12 protein-coding genes and 1 tRNA gene are annotated in these 14,481 nt (G+C 71.7%); 5 read left to right on the top strand and 8 right to left on the bottom strand.

Annotated features, from left to right (window positions below):
* Positions 1–27 precede the first annotated feature (27 nt).
* Positions 28–2,577, bottom strand: coding sequence for an FtsX-like permease family protein (locus tag OG974_RS18160; protein ID WP_327283741.1), 2,550 nt, complete (start codon positions 2,575–2,577; stop codon positions 28–30).
* A gap of 52 nt (positions 2,578–2,629) precedes the next feature.
* The gene (locus tag OG974_RS18155) at positions 2,630–3,394 is read right to left on the bottom strand and encodes an ABC transporter ATP-binding protein (protein WP_327285672.1); all 765 of its coding nucleotides are present in this window, start codon (positions 3,392–3,394) and stop codon (positions 2,630–2,632) included.
* A gap of 462 nt (positions 3,395–3,856) precedes the next feature.
* Here OG974_RS18155 and OG974_RS18150 point away from each other — a divergent pair.
* Positions 3,857–3,936 (top strand) — tRNA-Leu (locus OG974_RS18150).
* Positions 3,937–4,396: 460 nt separating this feature from the next.
* Entirely contained in the window at positions 4,397–5,245 is an 849-nt protein-coding gene (locus OG974_RS18145; RefSeq protein ID WP_327283740.1) for a Bax inhibitor-1/YccA family protein, read from the top strand.
* A 155-nt stretch (positions 5,246–5,400) separates the two neighbouring features.
* Here OG974_RS18145 and OG974_RS18140 read toward each other — a convergent pair whose 3' ends face one another.
* Entirely contained in the window at positions 5,401–5,631 is a 231-nt protein-coding gene (locus OG974_RS18140; RefSeq protein WP_327283739.1) for a DUF4287 domain-containing protein, read from the bottom strand.
* A 106-nt stretch (positions 5,632–5,737) separates the two neighbouring features.
* Here OG974_RS18140 and OG974_RS18135 point away from each other — a divergent pair, with 106 nt between their 5' ends.
* A complete protein-coding gene (locus tag OG974_RS18135) occupies positions 5,738–6,103 on the top strand; it encodes a hypothetical protein (RefSeq protein WP_327283738.1) in 366 nt (121 codons plus the stop codon).
* On the opposite strand, the gene OG974_RS18130 is transcribed toward OG974_RS18135, so the two are convergent.
* The 3 genes from OG974_RS18130 to OG974_RS18120 all read right to left on the bottom strand — a co-directional run bounded on the left by OG974_RS18130 (position 6,087) and on the right by OG974_RS18120 (position 10,008).
* On the bottom strand, positions 6,087–6,896 hold the full coding sequence (locus tag OG974_RS18130; protein WP_327285671.1) for a hypothetical protein: 810 nt from the start codon (positions 6,894–6,896) through the stop codon (positions 6,087–6,089). The two genes, OG974_RS18135 and OG974_RS18130, sit on opposite strands and share 17 nt — an antisense overlap.
* 487 nt (positions 6,897–7,383) lie before the next feature.
* Positions 7,384–8,604, bottom strand: coding sequence for an acetyl-CoA C-acetyltransferase (locus OG974_RS18125; protein WP_327283737.1), 1,221 nt, complete (start codon positions 8,602–8,604; stop codon positions 7,384–7,386).
* A gap of 363 nt (positions 8,605–8,967) precedes the next feature.
* The gene (locus OG974_RS18120; protein ID WP_327283736.1) at positions 8,968–10,008 is read right to left on the bottom strand and encodes an SGNH/GDSL hydrolase family protein; all 1,041 of its coding nucleotides are present in this window, start codon (positions 10,006–10,008) and stop codon (positions 8,968–8,970) included.
* Positions 10,009–10,130: 122 nt separating this feature from the next.
* Here OG974_RS18120 and OG974_RS18115 point away from each other — a divergent pair, with 122 nt between their 5' ends.
* Positions 10,131–11,513: a cystathionine beta-synthase gene (locus tag OG974_RS18115; RefSeq protein WP_327285670.1), complete on the top strand. Its 1,383-nt coding sequence runs from the start codon at positions 10,131–10,133 to the stop codon at positions 11,511–11,513.
* A 303-nt stretch (positions 11,514–11,816) separates the two neighbouring features.
* Here the strand turns inward: OG974_RS18115 and OG974_RS18110 are convergent, their stop codons facing one another.
* Positions 11,817–12,188 carry a hypothetical protein gene (locus OG974_RS18110; RefSeq protein ID WP_327283735.1) on the bottom strand — a complete coding sequence of 124 codons (372 nt, stop codon included), beginning with the start codon at positions 12,186–12,188 and terminating at the stop codon, positions 11,817–11,819.
* A 224-nt stretch (positions 12,189–12,412) separates the two neighbouring features.
* Here OG974_RS18110 and OG974_RS18105 point away from each other — a divergent pair, with 224 nt between their 5' ends.
* Positions 12,413–13,255: a MurR/RpiR family transcriptional regulator gene (locus tag OG974_RS18105; RefSeq protein WP_327283734.1), complete on the top strand. Its 843-nt coding sequence runs from the start codon at positions 12,413–12,415 to the stop codon at positions 13,253–13,255.
* A gap of 18 nt (positions 13,256–13,273) precedes the next feature.
* On the opposite strand, the gene OG974_RS18100 is transcribed toward OG974_RS18105, so the two are convergent.
* Entirely contained in the window at positions 13,274–14,455 is a 1,182-nt protein-coding gene (locus OG974_RS18100) for an FAD-dependent monooxygenase (protein WP_327283733.1), read from the bottom strand.
* Between the last annotated feature and the right edge of the window lie 26 nt (positions 14,456–14,481).

Here is a 14,481-nt window from a genome sequence, read left to right as displayed (position 1 = left end):
TTGCGGGGTCCTTGCGAACCGTGCGCGCTACTCGGTCTTGATGGCGGTCAGCATGTTCAGCCGGGCGCCGCTGCGGGCGGGCCACATGGCGGCCAGGACGCCCACCACACCGGCGAGCAGCAGGAAGATGCCGATCCGGTCGTACGGGATGACCAGCTCGTAGCCCGGTACGGACTTGCTGAAGGTGGTGCCGACGGCCCAGGCGAGGAAGACGCCGACGCCGATGCCGAGGATCGCGCCGAAGAGCGAGATGACCACGGCCTCCAGGCGGATCATGTTCTTGACGCGGCTGCGGTCGAGGCCGATCGCCCGCAGCATCCCGATCTCCTGCTTGCGCTCGAAGACCGACATCGCCAGGGTGTTGACCACGCCGAGCACCGAGATGATCAGTGCCATGCCGAGCAGGCCGTACATGATGTTCAGCGCGACGTTGACCATGCCGCCCATCTCGTTGCGCATGTCCTGCTGGGTGGCGACGCCGATCGCCGGGTTGTTGCCGAGCGCGTCCCGGACGGCCTTCTCGCCGGCATTGGAACCGCCGTCGGCGGCGTTGACGTACACCTCGGGGATGTACTGCTCGTCCGCGTGCGCGCTGAGGATCTTGTCGTCGAGGACGTACGGGGAGAGCAGGCCTTCCAGCTCCTTGTAGACCGCGCCGACCTTGAGCGAGCCCTTCTGGCCGTCGTCGTACATGACCTCGAACGTCGAGCCGACCGAGAGCTTGGCCTTCGCCGCGGTCTTGTCCGCAACGGCGACCTCGCCCTTGCCCAGGCTGCTCAGCGAACCGCTGACCACCTCGATGTTGAGCATCTGGCCGATGGCGGCCGGGTTGACGCCCGAAGCGGCGTTGAAGTCGTCGCCCATCCTCAGCCCGCCGGCGGTCTGCGGGGAGACGGCCTTGATGCCGGGGGCCTTCGCCAGCGTCTCGGCGACGGACTTGTCCAGGCTGCCGATGCCGCCGTTCATGGTGACCTTGTAGTCGGCCTTGATCTTGTCGGTGCTCATCCGGTCCACGGCCTTGCCCATGGTGATGCCGACGACCGAGAGCGCGGTGACCAGGGTCAGGCCGATGGCCAGCGAGGCGGCCGTGACGGCCGTACGGCGCGGGTTGCGCAGGGCGTTCTGCGCGGCCAGCTTGCCGGGCACCCCGAACACCTTCTGCAGCGGCGGCCGCAGGGCCGAGATGACCGGCCGCGACAGCAGCGGCAGCAGCACGATCAGACCGAGGAGCAGGAAGAACGCGCCGCCGCCGATGACCATCCGGCCGTCGCTGCCCATGGACACGCCCAGCATGACCACGCCGATGCCGAGCAGGCCGAGGACGCTGCCGATGACGTTGCGCAGGACGAGGGACTTCGCGGAGGCCGGCAGGTGGGCGCTGCCCATGGCCGCGACCGGGGCGATCCGACCGGTGCGCCAGGCGGGCAGCAGCGCGGCGAGGACGGTGACCAGGACGCCGATGACCAAGGCCGCGACGATCGTGGTCGGGGCGACCACCAGGTCGCCGGCCGGGATCTTGGCCGCGAAGGAGTTCATCAGCGAGCGCATGGCGACCGCGAGGCCGATGCCGGTGGCGAGGCCGATCGCGGCGGCGACGATGCCGACGACCAGGGCCTCGGCGAGCACGGAGCGCATGACCTGGCCGCGGTTGGCGCCGACGGCGCGCAGCAGGGCCAGCTCCTTGGTGCGCTGGGTGACCAGCATCGTGAACGTGTTGTAGATCAGGAAGACGCCGACGAACAGCGCGATGAAGGCGAACATCAGCAGCATGGTGTTCATGCTGCTCATGCCCTTCTCGATCTCCTTGGCCTGCTCCTTGGCGAGCGCGGCGCCGGTCTGGGCCTTGGTGCGCTTGCCGTCGAGCAGCGGCTTGACCTCGGCGAGCAGCTGGTCGGCGCTGGTGCCGGCCTTGGCGCTGATCGACAGCTCCTCGTAGTAGCCGGGCTTCAGGTACAGCTGCTGCGCGACGGCGGTGTCGAAGAGCACCAGGCTGCCGCCCGCGTTGACCGAGCCGTCCTCGGTGGTGAACACACCGGTGAGGGCGTACTCCTTGACCGGGCCGTTGGTGGCGACGCGGACCTTGTCGCCGACCTTGTAACCGCCCTTGGACGCGCTCTCCTTATCGAGGGAGATCTGGTCGTCCTTGGCCGGGCCGGTGCCGTCGGTGAAGGTGTAGCGCGGGTCCTTGCCGTCCTTGAGGGGGACGAAGTTGGAGCCCTTGTTGGCCCAGCCCTGGCCGATCAGCTTGCCGTCCTCGTCGCCGACGCCGGCGAAGCCGGAGACCCGGCCGGTGACGGCGTCGACGCCCTTGACGGCCTTGACCTTGTCGAGGGTCTGCTGGCTGATGCCGGGCTCGCCCTCCTTCTGGCCGTTGGTGTTGCGCATCTGGCCGTACGAGGTGACGGATACCGCCACGCCTTCGTAGCTCTTCGCGGACTGGTTGCTGAGGGATTTGCCGAGGGTGTCGGTGAAGACGAGGGTGCCGGAGACGAAGGCGACGCCGAGGACGACGGCGAGCACCGTCATCAGCAGCCTGGCCTTGTGCGCGAGCACGTTGCGCAGCGCGGTACGGAACATGGTGGAGGAGTCCAGGTGTAAGGGGTCAGCGGGGGCGGGGAGGGAACGTCCCTCAGCTGGTGCGGCCCTTGGCGTCGAAGGCCTTCATGCGGTCGAGCACCCCGTCGGCGGTGGGGTTGAGCATCTCGTCGACGATGCGGCCGTCGGCGAGGAAGATGACGCGGTCCGCGTAGGAGGCGGCCACCGGGTCGTGGGTGACCATGACGACGGTCTGGCCGAGCTCGCGGACGGAGTTGCGCAGGAAGCCGAGGACCTCGGCGCCGGAGCGGGAGTCGAGGTTTCCGGTGGGCTCGTCACCGAAGATGATCTCGGGGCGGGAGGCCAGGGCGCGGGCCACGGCCACGCGCTGCTGCTGGCCGCCGGAGAGCTGGGTGGGGCGGTGCGAGAGGCGGCCGGAGAGCCCGACCATGTCGACCACCGTGTCCAGCCACTGCTGGTCGGGCTTGCGGCCCGCGATGTCCATCGGCAGGGTGATGTTCTCCAGCGCCGTCAGGGTCGGCAACAGGTTGAACGCCTGGAAGATGAATCCGATCTTGTCCCGGCGCAGCTGGGTCAGCTGCTTGTCCTTCAGGGTGCCGAGCTCGGTCTCGCCGATGCGGACGGAACCGGCGGAGAAGGTGTCCAGACCGGCCACGCAGTGCATCAGGGTGGACTTGCCGGAACCCGAGGGGCCCATGATCGCGGTGAACTGGCCCTGGCCGAAGTCCACGGAGACGTTGTCCAGGGCGACCACCTGGGTCTCGCCCTGGCCGTACACCTTGGAGAGGCCGGTGGCCCGGGCGGCCACGGCCTGGGTGGTGTGCGGGGCGTAGTTCATGGTGGTCACGGGAGCGACTCCTCGGGCTGCGGACCGGGTGCGGTCTGCGGATCGGCGGGACCCTTCCATCCTCACCGCGCCCAGCGCGCCGGGGATCAGCCGAGGTGCCCGTTCCCTGGCCCACTGGAGTCTGATCGCGGGGCGGGCCGCCTCCTCCTCTGGTATGACGGAGGGTCGGGCTGCACTCGGGGACGCCGCGGAGGCGGGCCGAAGGGCGCGGGGTGGCCCGGGGTGGCGCGAGGGTGGCGGGCGGGGGTGGCGCGAGCCATCGAAATCCCGTCAATCCCGCATCGGGGACGATCGCGGCCCGTAACGGGCCCACCGTGTGTTCTCGGGCCTGACGCACCCTCAAGCGCCAATAAAATCAGACAACATCGGATAGACGGCCCAGTGTGGACCTCGATGATCCGGATAGGCTCGGCGCAGCGTTCAGTGCTTTTCGTACGGGAGCCGATACGCCCTGCCCGGATGGTGGAATGCAGACACGGCGAGCTTAAACCTCGCTGGCCTAGGCCGTGCCGGTTCGAGTCCGGCTCCGGGCACGACAGCGCTCTGTCCACACCGCGCGAGGTACGGCGGGGGCGCCCCCAAGGGCACCCCCGCCGTCCTGTTTCCGGGCCGGTGGCGAACGTGCGCTCGAACCGGCGGGGTCGGGTCGAACCGGAGTGCGTGGGCGGGTGTCGCCGGGGTGCGGGCGGAAATGACAGCACGTCTGTTGCGGGGGCGGGGACGCCCAATTGGCGGAGGTCTTTGCCCGCGTGGAATTCAGTGGATTCTCGGCGCTTCTACGCGAAGATCTCTTGAGGGAGCCGCGCAAAGGCTCGGATGCGTCCGGCCGGGGGCCCCGGTGCGGTCCCGCCCGGCCGGTCCGGGGCGGTCCGGCGCGGGGTGCGGAACCTGCCCGGGTGCTGGGCAAAGATCCTCCCTGAGCAGTAGGGTCAGATTTTTGCTAACGCATTACTCTTGTCGCAAGGCTGCGCACGGTGGCCATGGAGGAGTGAGATGAGGAGCAGTAACCCGGTCTTCTCGCGACGGGGGTTCAGCCGCGACAGCGGGGGCTACGCGAACTTTGACGCGCAGCACCAGCAGGCCGGGACCAACCCGTACGCGACGAATCCTTACGCCACCGACGTGACCACCGGCATGCCGCAGGCGCCCGCGCGCGCCGGCGTCATGACCATGGACGACGTCGTGAGCCGTACGGCCATGACGCTCGGCACGGTCATCCTCACGGCGACGATCGCGTGGATCGCCCTGCCGGTCGACCCGGCGAACGTCAACAAGTCGTACGGCATCGCCATCGGCGCCGCGCTCGTCGCGATGGTCCTCGGGCTCGTCCAGACCTTCAAGCGCAAGGCCTCCCCGGCGCTCATCCTGGGCTACGCGGCCTTCGAGGGCTTCTTCCTCGGCGTCATCAGCTCGGCCACCAGCACCTACCTGGGCGCCGGAGTCGTCATCCAGGCCGTGCTCGGCACGATGTGCGTGTTCGCCTCGGTGCTCTTCGCGTACAAGATGCGCTGGATCCGCGTCACCCGCCGCTTCTACGGCTTCGTGATGGCGGCCGCCATGGGCTTCATGCTGCTCATGGTCACGAACCTGCTGTTCTCGCTCTTCGCGGGCGGTGACGGCCTCGGCTTCCGCAGCGGTGGCCTCGGCATCCTGTTCGGCATCATCGGCGTCATCCTCGGCGCCTGCTTCCTCGCCCTGGACTTCAAGCAGGTCGAGGACGGCATCGCGTACGGCGCCCCGCGCGACGAAGCCTGGCTGGCGGCCTTCGGCCTCACCATGACGCTGGTGTGGATCTACCTGGAGCTGCTGCGCCTGTTCCAGATCCTCTCCGGCGACGACTAGTCGTACCGGCCGGCCACTGCCGGCGCCTGTGCACGGCAAGGGGAAGGCCCCGCGAGCTCACCGCTCGCGGGGCCTTCCCGCGTCTCGGAGGGGGTACGGGGTCGGGAGCAGGGATCGGGGACCGGTCGGGATCGAGGGGTCGGAACGGGGAGGGCTCAACCGAACTTGCGGGCCGCCCTGCGCAGGTCGTACTCGTGGATGATCGCCTTGGCCTGGCCGTACGAGAGCTCGTGCGCCCCGCGCAGCCAGCTGACCTTCTCCTCGAACCGGACGAGGGAGGGGCCGGCGTCCACGGTGCGGAGCCAGTCGGAGACTTCACGACCGGTGGTCAGGGGGATTCTGTCGATCATGTTCCGGTGGGTCTGCTCGGAGAACTCTACGGACATGGGCGCCTCCGGAGGTATCGCCGTGCTGTGCTGTTCTCTTCACGCCACCGTGCCGGAGAGTTCGCCCGTTGGCAATGGTGCCGCGACGGCGCGTAAGGTCGGCCGGGTGCTTGATACTTCGCCGTTGACCGCCGCCGTGGAACGTTTCGCCGACCGGCTGCGGGCCATGCCGCAGAGCCGCCTCCAACAGGGGGCCGCCGCCCAGGCGCTGGAGCTGGCCAGGGAACTCTCCGTACGCGCCCAGGCGCTGGAGGCGGCGCAGCAGGGCGCGGGGGCGGCTCCGGCGCGGGACATGCCCGACGCGGGCGTCTTCGTCGTCGGGGACCAGCTGGCGGTGGCCGGAACCGACCTCGCCGAGGCGCTGCGCGCCGCACCCGCCGAAAGCCCCCGGGAAACCGCGAAGGCCCCGTCCGAGGTGCTGGACGAGGCCGTGCGGCTGGTGGAGCAGGCGCAGGTCAGAGCGACGCGATGACGCGGTCCGCGAGGATGTAGACGTTGTTCTCGGGGTCCTGGGCGTCACCGCAGGAGAAGGTCAGCGCATAGGCGCCCGAAATGCCCGAGCCGCCCAGCAGCACCGGCGCGGTGCCCGAGCGCAGCGCCTCCGCGAGGCGCTCCGCCGTCTCCCGGTGGCCCGGGGTCATGCACAGCGTGGTGCCGTCGGTGAAGACGTACACGTCGAGCGTGCCCAGCGGGCCCGGGCGGACGTCCGCGAGGGCCGTACGGGCCTCCGCGAGCTCCTCCAGACGGGAGACCGTGCGCTCGTGGTCCGCGCCGGGAGCCGAGGCCTGGGCCGGCACGAAGTCGGGGTGCGAGGGGTGGCGCCGGCGCGCGGCGGCCAGCTCGGCCGAATCCTCGGGGTAGTCGTCGACGGCCTCGTCGCCGAGCAGCGGCTCCAGGCCCACCAGGTCCGCCTGGCGGGGCAGGAAGACGGCAGGACCGTCCTCACCCAGCCCGGGCAGGCCACCCAGCAGCGAGGGCGCGTCGGCGGCGTCACGGGCCTCCTGCGCGGCCCAGAAGGCCCGCGCCTCGGCGAGCTCGCGCTCGCGCTCCTCGGCCAGGGCCTCGGCCACGGCGGCTCGTATCTCGGCGGCGGGGGAATGCACGGCGCTGCGGGCGTGCGGGACGGTCGCACCGCGGGGGTTGGCCGGCGAAGCCAGCTCACCGCGGAGGGCCGTCACCTGCTTGCGCAGGCCGTGTACGGCGTGCAGCGCAGCAGCGCCCACGGCCGCGGCGGCGGCCGTGGTCAGCAGCAGGGCAAGAGACATGGCGCTCACTGACTAACTCCCGATTGATTCGATCCCCCGACTTCCTACATCAGAGTGTCCCGACCTGGGAATGGCGTGCAGTGCATTACGTCACGAATTGGACAGGGCTTTCGTCACACGGGGGCGGTGTGAACCTGCCCTGACCTGGGGAAATGCCAAACCCCCAGGACAAAGGTCACATCCTGGGGGAGATTCGGTCACAGGTCGGCCGCGACGGGATTGGAATCGGTGTCAGTACGCCGCAAGGGATCAAGCGGATCCCTTGCGGCGCCTCCGCTCCGGCTCAGCTCAGTCGCCCTCTTCTTCGGTCGCGCTGGGCTTCGCCACCGCTGCGGGCAGGTGCCGCCGCTCGTTCCTCGCGGCGACCCCTACCCTCCGCTCCGGCTCAGCTCAGCCGCCCTCTTCTTCGGTCGCGCTGGGCTTCGCCACCGCTGCGGGCAGGTGCCGCCGCTCGTTCCTCGCGGCGACCCCTACCCTCCGCTCCGGCTCAGCTCAGCCGCTCGATGACCATGGCCATGCCCTGGCCGCCGCCCACGCACATCGTTTCCAGGCCGAACTGCTTGTCGTGGAACTGGAGGCTGTTGATCAGCGTGCCGGTGAGGCGGGCACCGGTCATCCCGAACGGGTGACCGACGGCGATGGCGCCGCCGTTGACGTTCAGCTTCTCCAGCGGAATCTCCAGGTCCCGGTACGACGGGATGACCTGCGCCGCGAAGGCCTCGTTGATCTCGAACAGGTCGATGTCGCCGACGGTCAGGCCCGCCCGCTTCAGGGCCTGCTTCGACGCCTCGACCGGGCCCAGGCCCATGATCTCGGGGGAGAGGCCGGTGACACCGGTGGAGACGATCCGGGCCAGCGGGGTCAGACCCAGCTCCCGCGCCTTCGTGTCGCTCATGATGACCAGCGCGGCGGCGCCGTCGTTGAGCGGGCAGCAGTTGCCGGCCGTGACCAGGCCGTCGGGGCGGAAGACGGGCTTGAGGCCCTGGACGCCCTCCAGGGTGACACCGGCGCGCGGGCCGTCGTCGGTGGAGACGACCGTGCCGTCCGGGGTGGTGACCGGGGTGATCTCGCGGGCCCAGAAGCCGTTCTTGATGGCCTCCTCGGCCAGGTTCTGGGAGCGCACGCCGAACTCGTCCATGTCCTGACGGGTCACGCCCTTGAGCCGGGCCAGGTTCTCCGCGGTCTGCCCCATCGAGATGTAGGCGTCCGGGACCAGGCCGTCCTCGCGCGGGTCGTGCCAGGAAGAGCCCTCGCTCTGCGCGACGGCGGCCGTACGGGCCTCCGCGTCGGCGAAGAGCGGGTTGTGCGTGTCCGGCAGGCCGTCCGAGGAGCCCTTCATGAACCGGGACACCGTCTCGACGCCCGCGGAGATGAAGACGTCGCCCTCGCCGGCCTTGATGGCGTGCAGCGCCATGCGGGAGGTCTGGAGCGAGGAGGAGCAGTAACGGGTGATCGTCGTGCCGGGCAGGTAGTCCATGCCCATCTGTACGGCCACGATGCGGGCCAGGTTGTGGCCCTGCTCGCCGCCGGGGAGGCCGCAGCCGAGCATCAGGTCGTCGATCTGGCGCGGGTCCAGCTCGGGGACCTTGGCGAGGGCGGCCTGGATGATCGTCGCGGTCAGGTCGTCCGGACGGACGTCCTTGAGGGACCCCTTGCCGGCGCGCCCGATGGGGGAGCGGGCAGTGGAAACGATGACGGCTTCGGGCATCGGGGCTCCAAGGGGGGTGAGTTGCGGCTCGTTGCGGGACCGCAAGCGAAGTTACCGGCCCGTACGGTCGAGGTCACCGCCTTGGGTGTGTGATGCCGGTCGCTCCGCGGGTGGAACGCCTCCTCCGGGCCTGCTGTTCCCGGACCCGCCCGGCGCGGCGGCCCGTCGCACCGGGTGCGGGGCTCCGTCGGCATCCGGGCCCCGCCCGACCGGGTCCGGGCAGAGCCAGGGGAACGGTGGCTGGGCGGGGAGGGGACCGCCCGGCGCGGCGGCGCCCGCCCGGCCCGCGCCCCGTGCCGGCGGGGCTGGGATCGGGCCGCCGGGGGCTGCGGACCCGGAGCCCGGGTGCGGGCGGCCCCGGGGCTAGGCGCCCGCCACCTGGGGGCCCGGGACGGAGTCGGGGTCCGAGGACAGGTCCTCGGCCGGGACGCGGCGGCGGCGTCGGTGCTTCAGCAGGGCCCACGGCCCGCGGGCCGGGGTGACCTCGGTGCCCGCCTGCCCGGCGGCGGCCGACGCGGCCTTGGCCACCGGAAGCATGTCCTCGTGCCGTGCCACCTCCAGCCGGTCGGACTCCGGCCACAGCGACAGCACCGCGCACAGGGTCGGCAGCACGGCCATGGCGGCGGTCGCGTAACCCTCCGCCGAGGGGTGGTACGAGTCCGGGCCGAACATCTCGCGCGGGTTGGCGGCGAATTCGGGGCCGAGCAGGTCCCCCATGGAGACCGTACGGGCGCCCAGCGCGACGACCCCTATGGTCTGGGCGGCGGCCAGCTGGCGCGAGACGCGGCGGGCCAGCCACCGCAGCGGCTGGTACACGGGCTCGATGGTGCCCAGGTCGGGGCAGGTCCCGACCACCACCTCGGTGCCCGCGAGCCGCAGCCGGCGTACGGCCGAGGTGAGGTGGCGGACCGACTGCGTCGGCGGCATCCGCCGCGTCACGTCGTTCGCGCCGATCATGATCACGCACACGTCCGGCGGGGGCAGCGCCCCGTCCAGGAGCAGCCCGGCCTGCCGGTCGAGGTCGTCGGACATGGCCCCGGAGAGGGCCACGTTGCGCAGTTCCACCGGCCGCTCGGCCACCGCCGCCAGCCCCGAGGCCAGCAGCGCCGCCGGGGTCTGCCTGGCCCGGCGCACGCCGAGCCCGGCGGCCGTGGAGTCGCCCATCATGCCGAGCCTCAGCGGGCCGGGTCCGGGGCCCGGCGGCCCGGCGAACTCGCTCCCGTACAGCCCGTCGGCCCGCGGCGGGGCCCCGAGCCCGGTGCCCACCGTCCGCTTCGCGAACTGGACCTCCGCCAGCACCAGTCCCACGGCGGCGACCCCGACCAGCCCGAGCCCGCCTCCGCCGTACGCCGCGCCCGCCGCGATCCGGCGGGCCGTCCTCGCTCTGGACACCCCTCGCGCCACCTCGCTTCCCTGCCTGGCCTCGTTGACCTACCTGCCCCGTAGTGCCGGTCAGTCAATCCCTTTCCGCATAGTCTGGCCGGACCTCCCGGAGAACCCGTGGAGTCCCCTCCTTGGAGAACATGGTGCAATTCCACGACTCGATGATCAGCCTCGTCGGCAACACCCCGCTGGTGAAGCTCAACCGTGTGACCGAAGGCCTGCAGGCCACCGTCCTTGCGAAGGTCGAGTACTTCAATCCCGGCGGATCCGTGAAGGACCGGATCGCCGTCCGGATGATCGAAGCCGCCGAGCAGAGCGGTGCCCTCAAGCCCGGCGGCACCATCGTGGAGCCGACCAGCGGCAATACCGGCGTAGGACTCGCCATCGTGGCCCAGCAGAAGGGCTACAAGTGCATCTTCGTCTGCCCTGACAAGGTGTCCATGGACAAGATCAACGTGATGCGCGCGTACGGCGCCGAGGTCGTGGTCTGCCCGACCGCCGTCGACCCCGAGCACCCGGACTCGTACTACAACGTGTCCGACCGCCTCGCGCGCGAGCCCGGCGCCTGGAAGCCCGACCAGTACAGCAACCCGAACAACCCCCGTTCGCACTACGAGACCACCGGTCCCGAGCTGTGGGAGCAGACGGACGGGAAGATCACCCACTTCGTCGCCGGCGTCGGCACGGGCGGCACCATTTCGGGCACCGGCAACTACCTGAAGGAGGTGTCCGGCGGCAAGGTCAAGGTCATCGGCGCCGACCCCGAGGGCTCGGTCTACTCCGGCGGCTCGGGCCGCCCGTACCTGGTCGAGGGCGTCGGCGAGGACTTCTGGCCGACCGCCTATGACCCGAACGTCACGGACGAGATCATCGCGGTGTCCGACAAGGACTCCTTCCAGATGACCCGTCGCCTCGCCAAGGAGGAGGGCCTCCTCGTCGGCGGCTCCTGCGGCATGGCGGTCGTCGCGGCGCTGAAGGCCGCCGAGGGCCTCGGCCCGGACGACGTGGTCGTCGTCCTGCTGCCGGACAGCGGCCGCGGCTACCTCAGCAAGATCTTCAGCGACGAGTGGATGGCCGGTCACGGCTTCCTTGAGGAGGCGGGCCCGGCGGCGCGCATCGGTGACGTGCTCGCGGACAAGGAGGGCGCCATGCCGTCCCTGGTCCACATGCACCCCGAGGAGACCGTGGGCGAGGCCATCGAGGTGCTGCGCGAGTACGGCGTCTCGCAGATGCCGATCGTCAAGCCCGGCGCCGGCCACCCGGACGTGATGGCCGCCGAGGTCATCGGCTCGGTCGTGGAGAAGGAGCTGCTGGCGGCCCTGTTCGCGAAGCAGGCCTCGCTGTCCGACCCGCTGGAGAAGCACATGAGCCGCCCGCTGCCGCAGGTCGGCTCGGGCGAGCCGGTCTCCGAGCTGATGGCCGTGCTGGGCGAGGCGGACGCGGCGATCGTGCTGGTCGAGGGCAAGCCGACCGGCGTGGTGAGCCGTCAGGACCTGCTGGCGTTCCTCGCCAAGGGCGCGAAGTAGTCGTTGCCGGATCCGTGCTGACACCGTGTCGGCCCGTCGCGCAAAAGGTACGGGCCCGTCATGTGGTGGCAGCACCGGCTTAACACGGCTCCGGCACAGTGGTGGTTGTCGGCAGGGGCGCACGAACGCCCCGGCCGGCACCACCGAACGGCGTTGGCGTACTTCCGGAGCGGCTCCCGGAACGCGCGAACGCCCTGGACGCGGCCGGCCCTGACCCGGCCCGTGTCCCTCGCGGGGACCGCCGTCGTCCCGCCCCTCGCACACCCGAGGGTGCGGCGGTCCCCGCACACAGCTTTCGGCGGCCTATTCGGCCGCGTCGCGGGGGCGCGGGCGCTTCGTCGCGTGGACGAAGTTCACGCCGAGGACGCCCGCCCAGGCGACCAGCAGTCCCTTGAAACCCGCCTGCGCGGCGCCGATGGCCGACAGCGGGATCGCCAGGACCAGCGTGACGATGGCGAAGCCGAAGCGTTCGCCGAAGCCGCCCTCCAGCGGCGACGGCCCGCCGCCCCGGCCGCCGCGGGCGGTGGCCAGGCGTTCCTCGGCCAGCCGCCGCCGGACCTGGGTGTCGACCTTCTCCACGAAGGAATCCACGAGTGCGGTCTCGTAGTCCGGCCCCAGCTCGCGCCGGGCGTGCAACGTCGCGTCGAGTTCCTTCTTCAGCTCCTGGGGCTCCATGCGCCCAGCGTAGGAACGGGAGCCGGTCCCGGCACTGGGGGCAGCCCCCGTATCCGCCTGCGCGCCCGCACCCGCATCCGCCCGTGTTCCGCTGGTGTTCGCCCGTGTTCGCACCGGTTTCCGGCCCGCCGCCCGTCTCGCGGAACGGTCCGCCGCTTGCCGTGCTGCATAACCGCATGCAAAGTGCTCCGTGACTGAATAACCATGGGGACGGAGGGGTCGGGATGAGCGACAGCCCGGCAGCGCGGCTGCAGAAGCTGTTCGAGGGGCACCGGCTGACGCCCACCCAGCGGCGCATCGCCCACTGCATGGTGCGCGGGGCGGCGGACGTGCCGTTCCTGTCGAGCGTGGAGCTCGCCGAGCTGGCCGGGGTGAGCCAGCCCTCGGTGACCCGTTTCGCGGTGGCGCTCGGCTTCGACGGGTATCCGGCACTGCGCCGGCACTTGCGCGAGGTGGCTCCCGCCGAGCGCGCCGCGGCCGCGCGGGAGGACGCGTACAACGAGTACCAGCAGGCCGTCCAGGGCGAGATCGAGAACCTGCGGCAGCTGTCGGCCATGCTCGCCGACCCCTCCCCGGTCGAGGAGGCGGGCCGGGTGCTCGCCGGATCCAGGCCGCTTCCCGTGCTGGGGCTGCGGGCGGCGTCCTCGCAGGCGCGCGGGTTCGCGTACTTCGCCGCGAAGGTGCACCCGGACGTACGGCTGCTCGACGAGGGCGGCTCGATGCTCGCCGACCGGATCGACGCGGCCGCCGCCGCCGGGGCCTCGGCGCTGCTGTGCTTCGCGCTGCCGCGCCACCCCCGGGAGGTGACGGAGGCCCTGGACCACGCACGGCAGGCCGGGCTGCAGGTGGTGACGGTCGCCGACTCGGCCTTCGCCCCGGTGGCCCGCTCCTCCGACCTGCTGATCCCGGCGCCCGTGGGCACCGGCCTGGCCTTCGACACGGCGTGCGCGCCGATGCTGTTGGGGCGGGTGCTGCTGGAGGCGATGGCGGACGCGCTGCCGGACGCGCAGGCGCGGCTGGAGGCGTTCGACGCGCGGGCCGCGGCGCGCGGGCTGTTCGTGGAGTAGCGGCCGGCCGGGGGCCGCTCAGCGGTAGTCGAGCTCGGCCAGCTCGGTGGCGAGGCGGTTGCGCAGGGCGGGGACGCGGGTGAGCAGGGGCAACGCGGTGTTGCGCACGGCGCGCAGGACCGGGTTGCCGGTGGTGGCGATCCGCGTCATCCGGTCGGTGAGGGCCACCACGTGCAGGGCGACGGGGCGGCGTGCGGCCTCGTAGGCGTCGGGGTCGCCTTCGGCGAGCGCGCGGCCGAGCGCGTACCCGTCCTGGATCCCGGTGTTCATGCCCTGGCCGCCGGCGGGGCTGTGCACGTGGGCGGCGTCCCCGGCGAGCAGCAGCCGGCCGGCGCGGTAGCGGTCGGCGACCCGGTGGTGGACCCGGAACCGGGACGCCCAGACGAGCGTGTGGAGGCGGGCCCGGCCCGGGGCGCGCTCGTCCAGCAGGCCCTGCACGAAGGCGAGGTCCGGTTCGGCGGGGGCCTCGGCGACGGTGGCGACCACGCGGTAGCGGCTGGCGGTCCCGCCGGGCGCGTCGGAGCCGCCCGGCAGCGGGGCCACGACGGTCAGTCCGGCCGTGCCGAAGGCGAGCGAGACCTCCTGGGGGCCGGGGGCCCAGTCCATGGTCACGTCGGCGAGGACGAAGGACTCCTCGTAGGCGCTCCCCGTGAAGCCGATCCCGGCCGCCCCGCGGACCGTGCTGTGCATGCCGTCGGCGCCGACGACGTGGTCCGCGCGCAGCGTCTCGCCGGTGGCGGTCGTGAGGGTGGCTCCGTCCGGGTCCTGGGTGATGCCGGTGACCTCGTACGGGCGGTGGACGTCGCCGCCGAGGGCGCGCAGGCGGGCCAGGAGGACCGCCTCGGTCTCGTACTGGGGGACCATCAGCGCGTACGGGTGGGCCGTGCGCAAGCCGTCGAACGGGACGCAGGCCAGCAGGCGGGCGCCGTCACGGATGCGGAACCGGCTGACGGGGAGGCCGCGGGCGACCAGCTCGGCGGAGAGCGCGCCGGACGGGTCGAGCTCGTCGAGGACCTCCAGGGTGCGGGCGTGGACGACGGCGGCGCGGGAGGTGTTGGCGCCCTCGGCTTGGCGGTCGAGGAGCACGAAGTCGACGCCGGCTCCGGCGAGCGTCACGGCGAGGGCGAGGCCGGTGGGGCCGGCGCCGACGACGGCGACGCGGGTCCGGGAGGGGAGCGGCGACGCGGACACGGCGGTCATGGGGTCCTCCTCGGGTGAGCCAACAA

The organism is Streptomyces sp. NBC_00597 (genome assembly GCF_041431095.1).
Taxonomy (GTDB): domain Bacteria; phylum Actinomycetota; class Actinomycetes; order Streptomycetales; family Streptomycetaceae; genus Streptomyces.
Note: the sequence above shows the minus strand (reverse complement) of the source record. Positions and strands in the feature narration are given on the sequence as shown.

What these genes read in the sequence shown, in the direction of transcription:
- OG974_RS18160 (WP_327283741.1), bottom strand. Translation starts at nt 2,577, where the DNA reads ATGTTCCGTACCGCGCTGCGCAACGTGCTCGCGCACAAGGCCAGGCTG.
- OG974_RS18155 (WP_327285672.1), bottom strand. Translation starts at nt 3,394, where the DNA reads ATGAACTACGCCCCGCACACCACCCAGGCCGTGGCCGCCCGGGCCACC.
- OG974_RS18145 (WP_327283740.1), top strand. Translation starts at nt 4,397, where the DNA reads ATGAGGAGCAGTAACCCGGTCTTCTCGCGACGGGGGTTCAGCCGCGAC.
- OG974_RS18140 (WP_327283739.1), bottom strand. Translation starts at nt 5,631, where the DNA reads ATGTCCGTAGAGTTCTCCGAGCAGACCCACCGGAACATGATCGACAGA.
- OG974_RS18130 (WP_327285671.1), bottom strand. Translation starts at nt 6,896, where the DNA reads ATGTCTCTTGCCCTGCTGCTGACCACGGCCGCCGCCGCGGCCGTGGGC.
- OG974_RS18125 (WP_327283737.1), bottom strand. Translation starts at nt 8,604, where the DNA reads ATGCCCGAAGCCGTCATCGTTTCCACTGCCCGCTCCCCCATCGGGCGC.
- OG974_RS18110 (WP_327283735.1), bottom strand. Translation starts at nt 12,188, where the DNA reads ATGGAGCCCCAGGAGCTGAAGAAGGAACTCGACGCGACGTTGCACGCC.
- OG974_RS18105 (WP_327283734.1), top strand. Translation starts at nt 12,413, where the DNA reads ATGAGCGACAGCCCGGCAGCGCGGCTGCAGAAGCTGTTCGAGGGGCAC.
- OG974_RS18100 (WP_327283733.1), bottom strand. Translation starts at nt 14,455, where the DNA reads ATGACCGCCGTGTCCGCGTCGCCGCTCCCCTCCCGGACCCGCGTCGCC.